Raw genomic sequence first — 14,838 nt, 5'->3', positions numbered from 1 at the left:
TGGTTACCGCCAGCGCAGGTTGTCCCGCGTCAGCTGGTCGAGCCGGGTGACCCCCATCAGCTTCATGCCGCGTTCGATCTCTCCGCGCAGGTTGGCAAGCGTGCGCTCCACCCCGCGCTGACCGCCGGCGGCGAGCGCGTAGAGATACAGCCGACCGCCCGAACACGCCTTCGCGCCGACGCTCAAGGCCTTCAGCACATGCGTGCCGCGGGTAATGCCGCCGTCGCAGATCACCTCGATCCTGTCGCCGACCGCATCGACAATCTCGGCAAGCTGGTCGAACGGCGCGCGGCTGCCGTCGAGCTGGCGCCCGCCATGGTTGGAGACCATGATCGCGGTTGCGCCGATCGCCACGGCGCGGCGCGCATCCTCGACGCTCATGATCCCCTTGAGGCAGAACGGGCCGTCCCAGGCCTTGCGGATGTCCTCGGCCATTGCCCAGTCCATCGACTGGTCGAGCATGGTGTTGAAATAGTCGGCGACCGAAATCGCGGCATTGCTGCCCGCCGCGATATGGCTTTCGAGGTTGGGCAGCGAAAAGCGTTCGCGGCCCATGTAGTTGAGCGACCAACCCGGATGCGTGGCAAAGCTCAGCGCCGACCGGGGCGTGAGTTTGGGCGGAGAGGTGAATCCGGTGTGCAGGCACCGCTCGCGCTTGCCCGAGACGATGGTGTCCACGGTCAGCGCCAGCGCATCGAACTTCGCTGCCTTGGCCGCCTGGATCAGCGCGGCGTTCAATCCCTTGTCCTTGTGAACATAGAGCTGAAACAGCTTGGGGCTGGAGATGCTGTCGCCGATCTCGGCAAGGCTGACCGTCGCGAGCGAGGAGATGCCGAAGAAGGTGTTGAACTTCTCCGCCGCCGCGCCGACCGCCTTTTCGCCGCGCCAGTGAAACAGTCGCTGCAGCGCGGTGGGGGAGAGGAACAGCGGCATGTCGATCCTGCGCCCCATCAGTGTGGTCGACATGTCGATATCGGCAACGCCTGCCAGCACGTTGGGGATCAGGTCGCAGTCCTCGTACGCAGCCGTGTTGCGGCGCCGCGTCCCCTCGTCGTCGGCGGCGCCATCGATGTAATGGAACACCGGATAGGGCAGCTTGCGGCGCGCGAGGTCACGAAAATCGTCGACCGTGTGGCAATCGGCCAGCCGCCGGACCGGAAAACGTTGCATGTGTGTTGCCCCCAAAACCAGTCCCAACTGCCGACACTCTTGCAACAGGTATTCTCGTCACCCCCGCGAAAGCGGGGGTCCCGCTTTTGGAAGCATCCTCTGTGAAAAGCGGGATTCCCGCGTTCGCGGGAATGACGGCTGAATCGACCAAAGCGTTATAATGTAACGACGACGGCTTTCGCCGGAGAACGGGGTTTGTTCAAGAGGACTTTTACTTCATGCTCGCGGGCGCAGGTGCGGAGGGGTATTTGCAGCCGCGCTGCAGCCCGACGCCCTTGAGGAAGCTTCGGCGGACGACGCCAGCATAGACCGCGGCATTGTAGCGGCGCTCCTGCGCTGCTGCGCCCGAAATCTCGCGGATCACGCGGCGGAAGGGGATGATCGAGTTGACGATCAGTCCGCCGACCTTGCCTGCGGTGTCCTTGCGCTTGTCGTCGCGGGTCTTTTCATAGGGCACGTCCAGATCCTCGCCCAGCACCGCATCCATGTCGCCGATCGCGCTGCGTATCTGCGAGCAGGTCTTGATGCCCACCAGCGAATAGGGCTTGTCCTGAATGGCGATCAGGTTTTCCGGAATGTCCTTCTTGTCGAGCCCGACATCCTCGACCGGCTGGGTCACCACCTCTTCTGCCACCTGTTCGGTCGAGCGCGGGCCATTCGAGCCCGGGTTCTGCGCACTGGCAGGCAGGGCGCTGCCGACAAAGGCAAGGCTGGCAAGCGTGATCACGGTGCGGTGCATGGTTGTTCCCCTCATGTCGGCGTCAAACGGGACGCCCTTGTTGCGGATACGCGCGGACCTGCAAAACGATGCACCGTTCTAGAGCCGTGCCGCGCTGAACGTGTCGCACTGCGCCGGATTCCCGGTGCTCAGGCCCTTTTTCAGCCACGCCATGCGCTGTGCCGACGTGCCATGGGTGAAGCTTTCGGGCACCGGCCTGCGTCCGGCGGCCTTTTGCAGCGTATCGTCGCCGATGGCGTTGGCGGCGGTCAGACCTTCCTCGATATCGCCCGGCTCGATCCGCTCGCGGTTGCGCGCGGCCCACACCCCGGCATAGCAGTCAGCCTCCAGCTCCATGCGCACCTGCAGGTCGTTGCCCTGTGCCTCGCTGGCGGTGCGTTGCGCGCGGCGGACCTGATCGGAGCGGCCGCTGATCGTCTGGATGTGGTGGCCGACCTCGTGCGCGATGACATAGGCCTGCGCGAAATCGCCCGACGCGCCGAAGCGGGTGGCGAGCTCGTCGAAGAAGCTGGTGTCGAGATAGATGCCGTTGTCGGCGGGGCAATAGAACGGCCCCATCGCGCTTTGCGCCGCGCCGCAGCCGGACTGGCCGTTGCGGTCGTAGAAGGTGAGGGTGGCGGGCTGATAGGTCTGCCCCTGCTCCTTGAACAGCGCGCCCCAGGTGTCCTCGGTGCTGGCGAGCACCTGGCAACTGAACTTGCTCTTTTCATCGACCGCGCAACTCTGGTCTGCGCTCTGGCCTCCAGCCGCTCCAGGGCCCTGCGTCTGCACCGGCGCGCCGCCAGTCATGCCGCCGCCCTGCATCAGCTCCATCGGGTTGATTCCGAACACCAGCGCCGCGATCCCCAGGATCAGGATGGTGCCGATGCCCATCTTGCCGCCGCCGATGGGAAAGCGCGGGCCACCCCCGCCGCCGCCGCCGCGCTGGTCGGAGATATTGTCGGAGGTGCGATAGTCGTCGAGCTTCATGGCGTTGGCGGTTCCTGTCCTGCTGGTGCGCAATGGTACGCCGCGCGCGCCGATTTGGCAGCACCGTTTTTTCACGCCAATTGCGTTATGGTGCGCTGCGGCATAGGGTTGGCGTCAAAGCGCGTGGACGCACGCCACCAGATAAGGACCTTCTATGCCCGGCACTCAAGATGCGCTGGATACCCAGTCCGCAGCCGTTCCGCTGCCTGAAACCGTCGCGCTGGTGCTGCAGGGCGGGGGTGCGCTGGGATCGTATCAGGCCGGCGTGTTCAGCGAGCTGGTGCGGCAGAATGTACGAATCGACTGGGTCGCAGGCATATCGATCGGTGCGATCAACGCGGCGATCATCGCGGGCAACGAGCCGCATCTCGCCTGCACCCGGCTGCGTGAGTTCTGGGAGCTGGTAACCTCGGGCACGTTCGACTTCATGCTGGGCGATGCCGATTACTGGCGCGAGATGAACCACTATGCGGGCGCCGCGATGGCCGCGACCGTCGGCGTGCCGGGCTTCTTCCGCCCGCACATGCTGCCGCCCACCTTCGCCTGGCCGGGAACGCCTGCTGCGGTCAGCATGTATGATACCACCCCGATGATCGAGACGCTCAACCGCTTTGTCGACTGGGATCGGCTGAACAACGGGCCAGTGCGCTTCTCGGTGGGCGCGGTGAACGTGGAATCGGGCAATTTCTATTATTTCGACACCAAGGACCCGCATGGTCCGCAGACAATCGATGCGCGGCACATCATGGCATCGGGCGCGTTGCCGCCGGGCTTTGCGCCGGTGGAAATCAACGGCAAGCATTACTGGGACGGCGGCCTGGTGAGCAACACGCCGCTCGCCTATGTGCTCGACAACCAGACCAGCGACATGCTCGCCTTCCAGATCGACCTGTTTCCCGCGCGCGGCGAACTGCCCACCAAGTTTGCCGATGTGATGAGCCGCGAGAAGGATATCCGCTATTCCAGCCGCACCCGGCAGGTGACCGATTACTATCTCAAGCTGCGCAAGGAGCACGAGGCGCTGCGCAAGGTGCTGGCGATGCTGCCGCCCGATATGTGCAGCGATCCCAATGTCGAGCGCGTCCGCGCGCTGGTCGAGGACAATGCAGTCAACATCGTTCACCTGATCTACAATGTGCAGCGCTGGGAAAGCGGGATGCGCGACTTCGAGTTTTCGCGCGGCACCATGGACATGCACTGGGAGCAGGGGATCGAGGCGGTGCAGGCGGTGATGAAGCGCGGCGACCTGCTCGCGCAGAACATCATGGACGGCAAGACTGCGGCGTTCGACCTCGCCCCGCACGGCTGACCGGGCCGCCGGGGCCCAGGAAACAAGGGGAGAGAGAGCATGGCTTTGAGGTTTGCAGCAGGGCTGGCACTGGCCGCGTTGGCGCTTGGTTCGCCCGCGCACGCGCAGCGCTGGCAGGACATCATCACTCCCGCCGACGCCGAGCGGCTCCGACAGCGCGATTCGGCATTCGCCGCTGCACTCGCCGAGGTGCAGGCTTCGGAATTTGCAGGCGATCTGGCCAAGGCAGCATTGCTGTACGACCCCAAGAAGCGCCTGGAAAACCCGCTGCCGCCCGAGGGCAAATATCTGTGTGCGACGCACAAGCTGGGCGGCAAGTATCTGGCGTTCATCGCCTATCCCGATTTTGCCTGCGCGATATACGGCAGCGGCGCGACGCGGCAGTTCGTCAAGCTCACCGGATCGCAGCGTCCGGTGGGGTTCATCCACGCAGATGGCAAGCGCAGCGGCGTGTTCCTCGGCTCGCTGATGCTGGGCGACGACGAGACGCTGGTGCCTTATGGCCAGGACAAGGAACGCGACATGGCCGGAACCGTCGAGCGGATCGGCAAGGACCGCTGGCGGATCGTCTTTCCCAACCCCTATTATGAATCGACGCTCGACATCATCGATCTGCGTCCGATGAGGTAACGCCCATGCCAAGCGGAACCGCTCTGAGCTATTCGATGATCATGCTGCTGACCGGGATCGGGATTCCGGTGATGGCTGCGCTGAACAGCCAGCTCGGCGTCAGGCTGGCGAACCCGGCGGCGGCATCGGTCATCCTGTTCCTGTCGGCGCTGTTCATCGCGGCGGCGGCATCCGCTGTTGTCGGCCTGCCCGATCTGGCCAAGGTCCGCGCCGCGCCGCCGCACCTGTTCTTCAGCGGTGCATTCGTTGCGTTCTATGTGCTGTCGATCACCTGGATCGGACCGCGCTTCGGCATCGGCAACGCGGTGTTCCTGGTGCTGCTGGGGCAGATCGTCGCCGCCGCCCTGATTGATCACTTCGGCCTGTTCGGGGTGCCGCGCAGTCCGCTCACCGCGCTGCGCATCGGCGGCATGGTGATGATGACAGTCGGCGTGCTGATGGCGCGCAAGATCGGCTGAGCGTTTTTGACTGACATGGCAGATCCAAGCCGCTAGCTTCCTGGCCAAACATATGTCTGGGGAGACACTTATGCCGGTCGCATCGATGTTCGCGCGCGCGCTTGCCGCATCCACTCTGGCGCTCGCGGTTGCGATGCCCGCGCAGGCGCAGGACACGATCCGCGCCGATATCGCCGCGGACATGCCGGGCCTGATGGACCTCTACCGCGATCTGCACGCCAATCCCGAGCTCAGCTTCCAGGAGGTGAAGACCGCCAGGAAGCTCGCCGCAGAGGCGCGCAAACTGGGCTTCGAGGTCACCGAAGGTGTCGGCAAGACCGGGGTGGTCGCGGTGATGAAGAACGGCCCCGGGCCGGTGGTGATGCTGCGCGCTGACATGGACGGGCTGCCGGTGGTCGAGCAGACCGGCCTCGCTTACGCCAGCAAGGTGCGCGCGATGAGCCCGGCGGGGATCGAGACCGGGGTGATGCACGCCTGCGGGCATGACACGCACATGACCGGCTGGGTCGCCACCGCGCGGCAGCTGGTCAAGCGCAAGGCGGAATGGTCGGGCACGCTGGTCATGATCCTGCAGCCGGCCGAGGAGATCGGATCGGGCGCGGTGGCGATGCTGGAAGACGGTCTGTTCACGCGCTTTCCCAAACCCAAATATGTGCTCGGCTTCCATGATGCCGCGCAGGCGCCCGCCGGGTTCATCGGTTACACCCCGGGCTTTGCGCTCGCCAATGTCGACAGCGTCGATATCAAGGTGAAGGGGCTGGGCGGGCACGGGGCCTATCCGCAGTCGACCAAGGACCCGATCGTGCTGGGCGCGCGCATCGTCACCACGCTGCAGACGCTCATCAGCCGCGAGCTCGACCCGCAGGACGCCGCGGTGGTCACCGTCGGCAGCTTCCAGGCTGGCGCCAAGCACAACATCATCTCGGACGAGGCGACGCTGCTGCTCACCGTGCGCAGCTATTCGGACGAAACCCGGGCCAAGATCCTCGAAGGCATCAAGCGCATCGCCAAGGGCGAGGCGATTGCGGCAGGCGTGCCCGAGGACAGGATGCCGGTGGTGACGATGAGCGACACCTTCACCCCTGCGGTCTACAACAGCCCCGATTTCACCCGCGAAACCGCCGCGATGCTAAAGGCGCGGTTTGGCGATCAGCGCGTGGCGCAGGTACCGCCGTCGATGGGGGGCGAGGATTTCAGCCGCTTCTACCGCGCGGACCCGGACAACATCACCAGCCTGATCTTCTGGGTGGGCGGGGTGCCGGTCGCCGAATACACCAAGGCCAAGAAGGAGGGCATCGAGATGCCTTCGCTGCACAGCCCGTTCTGGGCGCCCGAAGCCGATACCGTCATCGCGACCGCCGCCGAGGCGATGACCGCGATGACGCTCAAGCTGATGCCGAAGGCACCCTGATCAGAGCAATTGTGGCTGGCGTTCGGCGGCGCGGCTGCCGACGCCGGGCAAGTTGAGCGCGGAGACCATCTCGCGCAGTTCCTGCCGCGCGATGATGTGGCTGGTGCCCAGATCCGCCAGATGGCCCTTGTCGAGCAGGGTGAGCCCTGAGGGGAACAGCTCGCGATAGACCACGCGTTCGGACAGGCCCTGCACATAGCGGAAGCCGACGCGCTTGGAGAGTTCGGCCAGCGCCGCATCGAGCCTGCGCTTGTTGCGCGCGTCGGTCTGCTGGGTGCGGTTGCGCAGCACCACCCAGTCGATCTCGATCCCGTCGGTCTTGGCGCGCGCCTTGCGCGCTTCCCAGATCAGCTCGGCATAGAAGCTCAGGCGGCGGACCTTGAAGTTTTCGGGGTCCACCTGGCCGATCAGGTCGAAATCGACGAAGCTGTCGTTAAGCGGGGTGACCAGCGTGTCGGCGCGGGTGGCGACGAAGCGCGCGAACTTGTCGTCGCGGCCGGGGGTGTCATAGACCAGAAAGTCGCATTCCTGGCTCATCTTGGTGACCATCTGCTCCAGCCGCGCCTGAGTGTCGTCCTGGAACACCTCGAAATTGGGGGTGGGCAGGGTGATGCTGCGGCGCTGCTGCGTGGCGACGCGGTTTTCCAGATAGCGATGCAGCGTGCGCTGGCGCGGATCGAGATCGATCGCGCCGACCCGGAAACCCAGATACGAAAGCGCCACTGCGACATGCACCGCGCTGGTCGATTTGCCGGTGCCGCCCTTTTCATTGGCAAATACGATATGGTGCGGGGACGCCTTGCGCGTCATCATGTCCATGGTTTTCAGCCCCTTCCAGCAGGACGACGAATGTGCCAGTGCTGCCTAGTGAATCACGTGCGGGCACGACCCGTACCCCATGCGGCAGTTCCCTATCGGAGGCTTTACCAAGGTGCAAATCATACGTCGGGTAGACAGGTTGCGGTCAGCGGTTTCGCTGCTTCGGCGGCAGGGCGGAGAGGTGGCTCTGGTGCCCACCATGGGCGCGCTGCACGCAGGGCACATGCAACTGATGCGCGAGGCGAAACAGCGGGCCGACCATGTGGTCGCCTCGATCTTCGTCAACCCCATGCAGTTCGGCGCGAACGAGGATCTTGATGCCTATCCCCGGCAGGAAGAGGCCGATGCCGCGATGCTGAGCGAGGCTGGCGTCGCGATCCTGTGGGCACCCGATGTCGATCAGGTCTACCCGGCCGGCTTTGCCACCAATGTCAGCGTGGCGGGGGTCAGCGATGGCCTGTGCGGCGCGGCCCGGCCGGGCCACTTCGATGGCGTCGCCACCATCGTCGCCAAGCTGTTCAATCAGGTCCAGCCCGACATGGCGCTGTTCGGCGAGAAGGATTACCAGCAGCTGGCCGTGATCCGCACGATGGCGCGCGATCTCAATTTCGGGCTCGACATCATCGGCGTGCCGACGGTTCGTGATGCCGACGGGCTCGCGCTGTCGTCGCGCAACGCGTATCTGACATCCGAACAGCGCGCGGCAGCCGCGATGCTGCCGCGCGCGATGCAGGCGGGGATCGCGGTGATCGAGGCGGGCGGCCCGGTGGGTGAAGCGACGCGCGGGATCGAACAGGCGCTGCTCGCCGCCGGATTTGCCAGCGTCGATTATGTTACCCTGGCCGATGCGGCGACGCTCCAGCCGATGGAGATCGCCGATCGACCCGCGCGCCTGCTGGTCGCAGCGCGTATCGGCAGCACTCGGCTCATCGATAATATGCCCGTAAACGCAAGGTAATGTAAAACTTCTGGCATGGTATCTGCCGGATTAACCTTTTCTTCACCACATTTTCCCACTCTCGCCCCTGTCGGATCAACCGGCCATGCAAAGAGGGGCATGTGAGATGGCTAACAGTCTGAAGTCCGCGACGTTTCTGATCGAGAGCAAGCTGGCCGCCGCCGCGCGCGGCGACATCAACGCCTATTTCGATCTCGGGGTGGCATTTTCCACCGGGGGACACGGCGTCAATGTCGATCTGATCGAGGCGCACAAATGGTTCAACCTCGCCGCCGTGAAGGGGCATGAGGAAAGCCAATTGTGCCGCGCGGAAATCTCCGAGGAAATGACCGCACGGCAGATCGCCGAAGCCCAGCGCGAAGCCCGCGCCTGGCTCCAGCAGATCGCAGCGCGCGCCGCCTGACCTATTGCGCTGCCGGTTTGCGGTAGCGTTCGAACCAGGCGATGATCGCCGAGGCCTTGGCCGCGCTTTGCGATGGCCGCGCCGCGATGCCGCCATGGCTGGCGCCCGGAACCTTGACCAGAGCTGTCGGAACGCCGACCAGCTTGAGCGCGGTGTAGTATTGCTCGGACTCGCTCACCGGGGTGCGGTAATCCTCGCTGCCGACCACCACCAGCGTCGGCGTCTTCACATTGGCGACGAGCGACAAGGGCGAGCGCGCCCAATAGCTTGCCTGATCCTCCCACGGCATCTTGCCGAACCAGTATTTCGCAAAGAACGCAGGCCCATCGGCGGTCAGCGCCTGGCTGGTCCAGTTGATCACCGGCTTCTGCGTCGCCGCCGCCTTGAAGCGGTCGGTCTTGCCGACGATCCAGCTGGTCAGCACCCCGCCGCCCGATCCGCCGGTGACGAACAATTGATCGGGATCAGCCACGCCATCGGCAATCGCCTTGTCGACCATCGCGATCAGATCGTCATAATCATTGCCGGGATAGGCATGGTGGATGAGGTTTGCGAACTCTGCGCCGTAACTGGTTGATCCACGCGGGTTGACCGAGAGGACGGCATAGCCCGATGCGGCATAGAGCTGGTTGTCTGTGGAGAAATGCGGGCCATAAGCGGAGAACGGCCCGCCATGGATTTCGAGCACCAGCGGTACCCGCGTTCCCGGCACATGCCCCGGGGGAAGCGTCAGCCAGCCTTCGATCTCGCGGCCGTCAAAGGTCGATGCGGTGGTCACCTTGCGGACGTCGCCCAGACGCTTGCTCGCCATCAGCGTGCTGTTGAACCGGGTGAGCGACCGGGTCTTGCCGCCGCTCGCCAGCATGACATCGGCAGGTTTGGTGGCATTGCCACCCGAATAGGCAATCGCGCCGGACTTCGCGACGCTGAACGATCCGCCCGAATAGGGCCGGTCGAGCGACGGGCCAGTCAGGCCACGCACGATCTCGCGCACCGATCCGTCCATCCCGATGCGTGCGACCAAAGTCTCGCCATGGTCGTCATATTGCGCGATCAGCGCCTGGCCGTCGGGCGCCCAGACGAGCGTATCGATGCTGCGATCGAGCGAGGGTGCGACCGCGCGCTTGCCCGAGCCATCGCGGTTCATCACATAGGCCTGCGCGTTGTGATAGCCGAGCAACTTGTCGTCGAACCCCAGATAGGCAATTTTGCTGCCATCTGGGGAGACCACCGGCGATGCGTCCGGACCGTCGCGATCGGTGAGCGCTGCGATCGTGCCGCTGGCGATATCCAGCGCGTAGATCTCCGCATCGACCGGATCGCTTTCCCAGTTGGGCGAGCGGTTGCCCGAGAAGTAGAGCGTGCTGCCGTCCTTGCTCCAGGTCAGCCCGCCGCCGTCGTGATACTCGCCGAAGCTCAATTGGCGCGGCGCGCCGCCGGTGGCGGGAACGACGAAGATCTTGTCGAACCCGGGCTTGATATAGCCCGCGCCATCGGCGCGATAGGCGAGCATGTCATAAGTTTCCAGCCGCGCGGCCCAGGTCGCGCCCTCGGGCTTGTCGGGCGCCTTTCCCAGCCTGGGCCCTTCGGCAGCCACGAACAGGGTGTAGGCGATCTGCGTGCCATCGGGCGACCAGGCGATATTGCCGGGGCTTTCGGGAAGTCCCGTGATCCGCACCGCCTCTCCGCTCGCCATCCAGCGGACGTAGAGTTGCGGCGCGCCGCCCTCGGCGGTCGAGACATAGGCAAGACGCTTGCCATCGGGCGACCAGCGCGGCTGGCTGTGCCCGCCGGGGCCAGCGGCGACCGGGGTCATCTCGCCGCTCGCGGTGTTGACCAGCCAGATCGACGAGACAGCCTTGTCCGACATGATGTCGTTGGCGCGCCGGACGAAGGCGATTGCACTGCCATCGGGCGCGATCTGCGGATCGGCGGCGACCTCGAGCGAAAACAGGTCCTGGCCGGTCAGTCGGCTGTCGGGCGCGGCTTGGGCGAGCAGGGCAGTGGGGCTGGCGAACGCAAGCAGCAGGGCGGCATATCGAATTGTGCGCATAAGGTGTGGGGCTTTCTGCTGGTAGATCAGCTGGTTGCAGATACGCCAGCGTGCGCCGGGCACGCGCGTGCGTCAAGCCGCAGATGGACCACGCTTGAACGGCAGCATCTCGGTCAGCATTTCGCGGTCGGCCTGCACAGCTGCGCGCTCGCGCTTGAGGAAATCGCCCACCGCGCGGCGGAAGCCGGGATCGGGGATATAGTGCGCCGACCATGTGATCTCGGGCGCATAGCCGCGCGCCATCTTGTGCCCGCCCTGCGCGCCAGCCTCAACCCGTGAGAGGCCGCGCGCCAGCGCCGCGTCGATCGCCTGGTAGTAGCAGAGCTCGAAATGCAGGAACGGCTTGTCCACCGTGCAGCCCCAATAACGGCCATAGAGCGTGTCGCTGCCGATGAAGTTGAGCGCGCCTGCGATCGGGCGGCCTTCGTACAGCGCGAGGATCAGCAGGATGCGGTCGGCCATCGTTTGCCCCATCAGGCTGAAGGCCTCGCGGGTGAGATAAGGCTGGCCCCATTTGCGCGCGCCGGTGTCCTGGTAGAAGATCCAGAACGCGTCCCAATGCGCTTCGGTGATCATGTCCCCGGTGAGGTGGACGATCTCGACGCCCTCCTGCGCCTTGGCGCGCTCCTTGCGCAGATCCTTGCGCTTGCGTGAGGTCAGCGAGCCCAGAAAGCCCTGGAAATCGCCATAATTCTCGTCGTGCCAGTGAAACTGGGTGTCGGCGCGCAGCAGCCATCCGGCCTGCTCGAACAGCGGCAGTTGGGCGGGCTCGATAAAGGTCGCGTGGACCGAAGACAGGTTGTTCTGTTCGGCAAGGTTCTGCGCGGCGGTCAGGATCGGCAGCGACCACACCGGATCGGCCAGCAGGATGCGCGGGCCGGTCGCGGGCGTGAACGGGACGGAAATCTGCAACTTGGGGTAATAGCTTCCCCCGGCATTCTCCCACGCATGCGCCCAATTGTGGTCGAAGACATATTCGCCCTGGCTGTGGCTCTTGAGATAGGCGGGCAGCGCCGCGACCAGCCTGCCGTCTTCGCCCTTGATGGTGATCGGTGCAGGGGTCCAGCCGGTGCCGCGGCCGACGCTGCCCGAAGCTTCGAGCAGGCTGAGAAAGGCGTGGGAAACGAACGGGTTGTCCGGGCCCGCCAGCGCATCCCATTGACCCGCATCCAGCGCGGCGATGCTGCGGCCGACCTCGGCGGTGATCGCCTTTTCGCTCATGCGTGCGGGGAAGGGTCCGGCGCCAGGGCGCGTTCGTAGATCGGCGCATCAGCGTGGTCGGCGGCGATGGCGTGCTGTTCGTCGGTGCGTACCGTCCAGGTCAGCACGGGCAGGCCACGGGCGCGCTGGGCTGCGGCAAAGCCGCTGGGAAGATCGCGAATGTCATAAGCGAGGAAATCGGGCTTGGCCTGCCAAAGATCAAGGTGGCGGCGCATCGTGCCCTTCCAGCCGTGCGAGCCTTCCTCGGTCATCACCAGCCCGCGCACGATGTGCGGCGCCTGCCGCCGGAACCAGGCCGAGACCGCGGGGTGGAAGCTCATGATCGCCGCCTTGCCGCCATAGCCTTCGAGCGCGCGGCGCACCGCAAGGCACAGGGGCGCAACATGGTCGGTCTCGGTCTTGATCTCGATCAGGATCGGCGCGCGCCCGCGCACCACGCCCAGAACCGCGCCGAGTTCTGCGATCGCGCCATTCTGGCCCATCAGCCGGATCTGCGTGAGCTCGGCGGCGGTCTTGCCATCGACTCGGCCCTGAGCCAGCGTCAGCCGGCTCAGTGAAAAGTCGTGGAATACCACCGCGCGGTTGTCGATGCTGCGCTGGACATCGCATTCGATGCCATGGCCGGCGGCGATCGCCGCGGTGAACGCGGGCAGGCCGTTTTCGAGCACAGGGCCCTGCCACATGCCGTCATGCAGACCGCGATGGGCGTAGGGCTGCTCTCCCAGCCAGGCGATGCGGCGGGGTTCGGGCGGCGGCGCCAGCCAGCCGTCAAGCAGGCCGAACGGCGACAATGGCATCGATCTCCACGGCGGCGCCCAGGGGCAGGACGGGAACGCCGACGGCGCTGCGCGCATGCTGGCCCGCCGCGCCGAACACCTGGACCATCAGGTCCGATGCGCCATTGGCGACCTTGGGCTGGGCGTTGAACTCGGGCGTGCTGGCGATGAAGGCGCCGAGCTTGACGATCCGCTCGACCCGGTCGAGCGAGCCCAGAGCCGCCTTCATCTGCGCGATCAGCATGATGCCGCAGGCGCGCGCGGCAGCCTCTCCGGCCTCGAGCGAGACATTCTCGCCCAGCCGTCCGGTGACGACCTTGCCGTCGATGAACGGCAGCTGGCCCGAGATGTAGAGCATGCCGCCTACTTCCACGGCGGGGACATAGGAGGCGACGGGAGCGGCGGGCTGGGGCAGTTCGAGACCCAGTTCGGCGAGCTTTTGTTCAATGCTGTCAGTCATATGCTCGTATTCTCCAATGTGCTGGCCAGCGTCAAGCCGCAGCCTCGATGCCGGGGGCGGGCACACCCAGCGCGATGCGTTCCATCACCCAGTCGAGCGCGGCGGTCCAGCTGTCGATCCGCGCATGCGCATGGCCCGCAGTCGCCGCGCAGACGATGTGCGGCGCCAGCGCGGTCTCGCCGACCATATGCAGCCGCCAGACCTCGGGCGCGTGCTCGGCGGCCGATTCGTGATGCTGCGGCAGGTCGTCGACAAAGATCGCGACCGAAGGCGCGTGCTCGTCGACGATGCGCTTGAGCGGTTCGCCCTTGGGTCCCTGGTTGCACACGACGCGGTGATGCAGCCCGAAGCGCGCAAGCTGCTCGCTGCGCGATTGCTGGCGGTGATCGTTGAGGTTGGTCAGCACCACGATGTCGGCATGCTCGCCGATCGCCTTCAATGCCTCGACCGCGCCGGGAATCGGCATCTGGCGGTGCATTTCGGTGTCGAAGAAGGCGTTGAGCAGCGGCCAGATGTCGCCGGGCTTCACCGCCTCGCGGGTCTTGCGATCGACCAGTGCCTTGGCAAAATCGCCGCCGGACATGTCGAACTCGATATCGTGCGCCTCGTCCAGCCAGTCGCGGAACGGCGCGACCATATACAGCAGCACCTCGTCGCAATCGGTGATCAGCAGCGGGCGGGGTGCCTTGGGAGAGGGGGTCATGTCGGGTCCGTTCGGTTTCAAGTCTGGCGTTCCAGCTGGATGCGGGCATTGACCAGGGCCGCGGGGCTCGCGCCGATGGCATCGGCAGCGGCGATCAGATCCGCCTCATGCCCTTCCAGATAGCGGATGAATTCCGCCAGGATGCGGGGGCTGGAAGCGCCGGCGCGCAGGTCGTCCACGGTCATTCCGGTGAGCGAGAGCAGCCTTTCGGCGCGCTCGCCATCGCCGAGCAGCCACGACAGCGCCAGCAGCGCCATGGTGGCCGGATCATGGGGAGCGCCCCTGTCTGACGGGGTATCTGGCCTGATTGTATCGGTCACGGCTTTGGCCTACATCCGCGTTCTGGTGAATAACGTCCGGCGCCCAATGCACCGGCAATTTGGATAAGCGGTTCAGTGGCAAAAAGAGTGCTGGTTGTCGAGGATAACGACCTTAATCGCAAACTTTTCTGCGATCTCCTCACCGCGCACGGCTTTGCCGTCGAGGGACTGGCCGATGGCCGCGAGGTGATGGAGCGCGCGCGCCAGTTCGTGCCCGGGCTGATCATCATGGACATCCAGCTGCCGCACATCAGCGGGCTGGAGCTGATCGAGGCGATCAAGGCCGATCGCGACCTGCGCCTCATCCCGATCATGGCGGTCACCGCTTATGCGGGCAAGGGGGACGAGGACCGCATCCGCGCCGCCGGGGCGGAGGGTTATGTCTCAAAGCCGGTTTCGATCGGCCCGTTCATGGCGGCGGTGAACGCGCTCGTGTAAA

General features: G+C 65.3%; 17 protein-coding genes. 7 read left to right on the top strand and 10 right to left on the bottom strand.

Annotation, left to right across the window (positions count from 1 at the left end; genetic code table 11):
- Positions 1 to 3: 3 nt before the first annotated feature.
- From B5J99_RS17685 to ypfJ, 3 genes are all read right to left on the bottom strand, one after another.
- Positions 4 to 1,170 carry an alpha-hydroxy acid oxidase gene (locus B5J99_RS17685; protein ID WP_117353154.1) on the bottom strand — a complete coding sequence of 389 codons (1,167 nt, stop codon included), beginning with the start codon at positions 1,168 to 1,170 and terminating at the stop codon, positions 4 to 6.
- A gap of 211 nt (positions 1,171 to 1,381) precedes the next feature.
- Positions 1,382 to 1,909 carry a hypothetical protein gene (locus tag B5J99_RS17680; RefSeq protein WP_054134772.1) on the bottom strand — a complete coding sequence of 176 codons (528 nt, stop codon included), beginning with the start codon at positions 1,907 to 1,909 and terminating at the stop codon, positions 1,382 to 1,384.
- Between the two features lie 78 nt (positions 1,910 to 1,987).
- Positions 1,988 to 2,878 (bottom strand): KPN_02809 family neutral zinc metallopeptidase, encoded by an 891-nt coding sequence (gene ypfJ, locus B5J99_RS17675; protein ID WP_117353153.1) that lies wholly within the window; start codon positions 2,876 to 2,878, stop codon positions 1,988 to 1,990.
- Positions 2,879 to 3,032: 154 nt separating this feature from the next.
- Here ypfJ and B5J99_RS17670 point away from each other — a divergent pair, with 154 nt between their 5' ends.
- The 4 genes from B5J99_RS17670 (at position 3,033) to B5J99_RS17655 (ending at position 6,686) form a co-directional block, all read left to right on the top strand.
- A complete protein-coding gene (locus B5J99_RS17670; RefSeq protein ID WP_054134770.1) occupies positions 3,033 to 4,187 on the top strand; it encodes a patatin-like phospholipase family protein in 1,155 nt (384 codons plus the stop codon).
- A gap of 39 nt (positions 4,188 to 4,226) precedes the next feature.
- Entirely contained in the window at positions 4,227 to 4,817 is a 591-nt protein-coding gene (locus B5J99_RS17665) for a DUF4893 domain-containing protein (RefSeq protein WP_117353152.1), read from the top strand.
- Positions 4,818 to 4,822: 5 nt separating this feature from the next.
- Positions 4,823 to 5,275: a DMT family transporter gene (locus tag B5J99_RS17660; RefSeq protein ID WP_162892651.1), complete on the top strand. Its 453-nt coding sequence runs from the start codon at positions 4,823 to 4,825 to the stop codon at positions 5,273 to 5,275.
- 70 nt (positions 5,276 to 5,345) lie between these two features.
- Entirely contained in the window at positions 5,346 to 6,686 is a 1,341-nt protein-coding gene (locus B5J99_RS17655; RefSeq protein WP_069050382.1) for an amidohydrolase, read from the top strand.
- Here the strand turns inward: B5J99_RS17655 and B5J99_RS17650 are convergent, their stop codons facing one another.
- Complete coding sequence (locus B5J99_RS17650; protein WP_211337844.1) at positions 6,687 to 7,505, bottom strand: division plane positioning ATPase MipZ; 819 nt, start codon at positions 7,503 to 7,505, stop codon at positions 6,687 to 6,689.
- 112 nt (positions 7,506 to 7,617) lie between these two features.
- On the opposite strand from B5J99_RS17650, the gene panC reads away from it, so the two are divergent.
- Positions 7,618 to 8,463, top strand: coding sequence for a pantoate--beta-alanine ligase (gene panC / locus B5J99_RS17645; protein WP_054134820.1), 846 nt, complete (start codon positions 7,618 to 7,620; stop codon positions 8,461 to 8,463).
- Positions 8,464 to 8,569: 106 nt separating this feature from the next.
- Positions 8,570 to 8,866 carry an SEL1-like repeat protein gene (locus B5J99_RS17640; RefSeq protein WP_033926480.1) on the top strand — a complete coding sequence of 99 codons (297 nt, stop codon included), beginning with the start codon at positions 8,570 to 8,572 and terminating at the stop codon, positions 8,864 to 8,866.
- Between the two features lies 1 nt (position 8,867).
- Here B5J99_RS17640 and B5J99_RS17635 read toward each other — a convergent pair whose 3' ends face one another.
- The 6 genes from B5J99_RS17635 to B5J99_RS17610 all read right to left on the bottom strand — a co-directional run bounded on the left by B5J99_RS17635 (position 8,868) and on the right by B5J99_RS17610 (position 14,399).
- The gene (locus B5J99_RS17635) at positions 8,868 to 10,919 is read right to left on the bottom strand and encodes a S9 family peptidase (RefSeq protein WP_117353597.1); all 2,052 of its coding nucleotides are present in this window, start codon (positions 10,917 to 10,919) and stop codon (positions 8,868 to 8,870) included.
- Positions 10,920 to 10,991: 72 nt separating this feature from the next.
- Entirely contained in the window at positions 10,992 to 12,140 is a 1,149-nt protein-coding gene (locus B5J99_RS17630; protein ID WP_117353150.1) for a GNAT family N-acetyltransferase, read from the bottom strand.
- Positions 12,137 to 12,937 carry a glycerophosphodiester phosphodiesterase family protein gene (locus tag B5J99_RS17625; protein ID WP_054134765.1) on the bottom strand — a complete coding sequence of 267 codons (801 nt, stop codon included), beginning with the start codon at positions 12,935 to 12,937 and terminating at the stop codon, positions 12,137 to 12,139. The genes B5J99_RS17630 and B5J99_RS17625 overlap by 4 nt, the downstream gene beginning before the upstream one ends.
- A complete protein-coding gene (locus tag B5J99_RS17620; RefSeq protein ID WP_054134764.1) occupies positions 12,909 to 13,376 on the bottom strand; it encodes a RidA family protein in 468 nt (155 codons plus the stop codon). Before B5J99_RS17620 ends, B5J99_RS17625 begins: the two co-directional genes overlap by 29 nt.
- A gap of 31 nt (positions 13,377 to 13,407) precedes the next feature.
- Positions 13,408 to 14,079, bottom strand: a complete 672-nt coding sequence (locus B5J99_RS17615; RefSeq protein ID WP_069050380.1) for an HAD family hydrolase — start codon at positions 14,077 to 14,079, stop codon at positions 13,408 to 13,410.
- A 17-nt stretch (positions 14,080 to 14,096) separates the two neighbouring features.
- Positions 14,097 to 14,399, bottom strand: a complete 303-nt coding sequence (locus B5J99_RS17610; RefSeq protein WP_245991682.1) for a DUF3572 family protein — start codon at positions 14,397 to 14,399, stop codon at positions 14,097 to 14,099.
- Positions 14,400 to 14,474: 75 nt separating this feature from the next.
- Between B5J99_RS17610 and B5J99_RS17605 the strand changes: the two genes are divergently transcribed.
- Entirely contained in the window at positions 14,475 to 14,837 is a 363-nt protein-coding gene (locus B5J99_RS17605; RefSeq protein WP_054134761.1) for a response regulator, read from the top strand.
- Position 14,838: the final 1 nt, after the last annotated feature.

It is taken from the genome of Blastomonas fulva (assembly GCF_003431825.1).
GTDB lineage: Bacteria > Pseudomonadota > Alphaproteobacteria > Sphingomonadales > Sphingomonadaceae > Blastomonas > Blastomonas fulva.
Note: the sequence above shows the minus strand (reverse complement) of the source record. Positions and strands in the feature narration are given on the sequence as shown.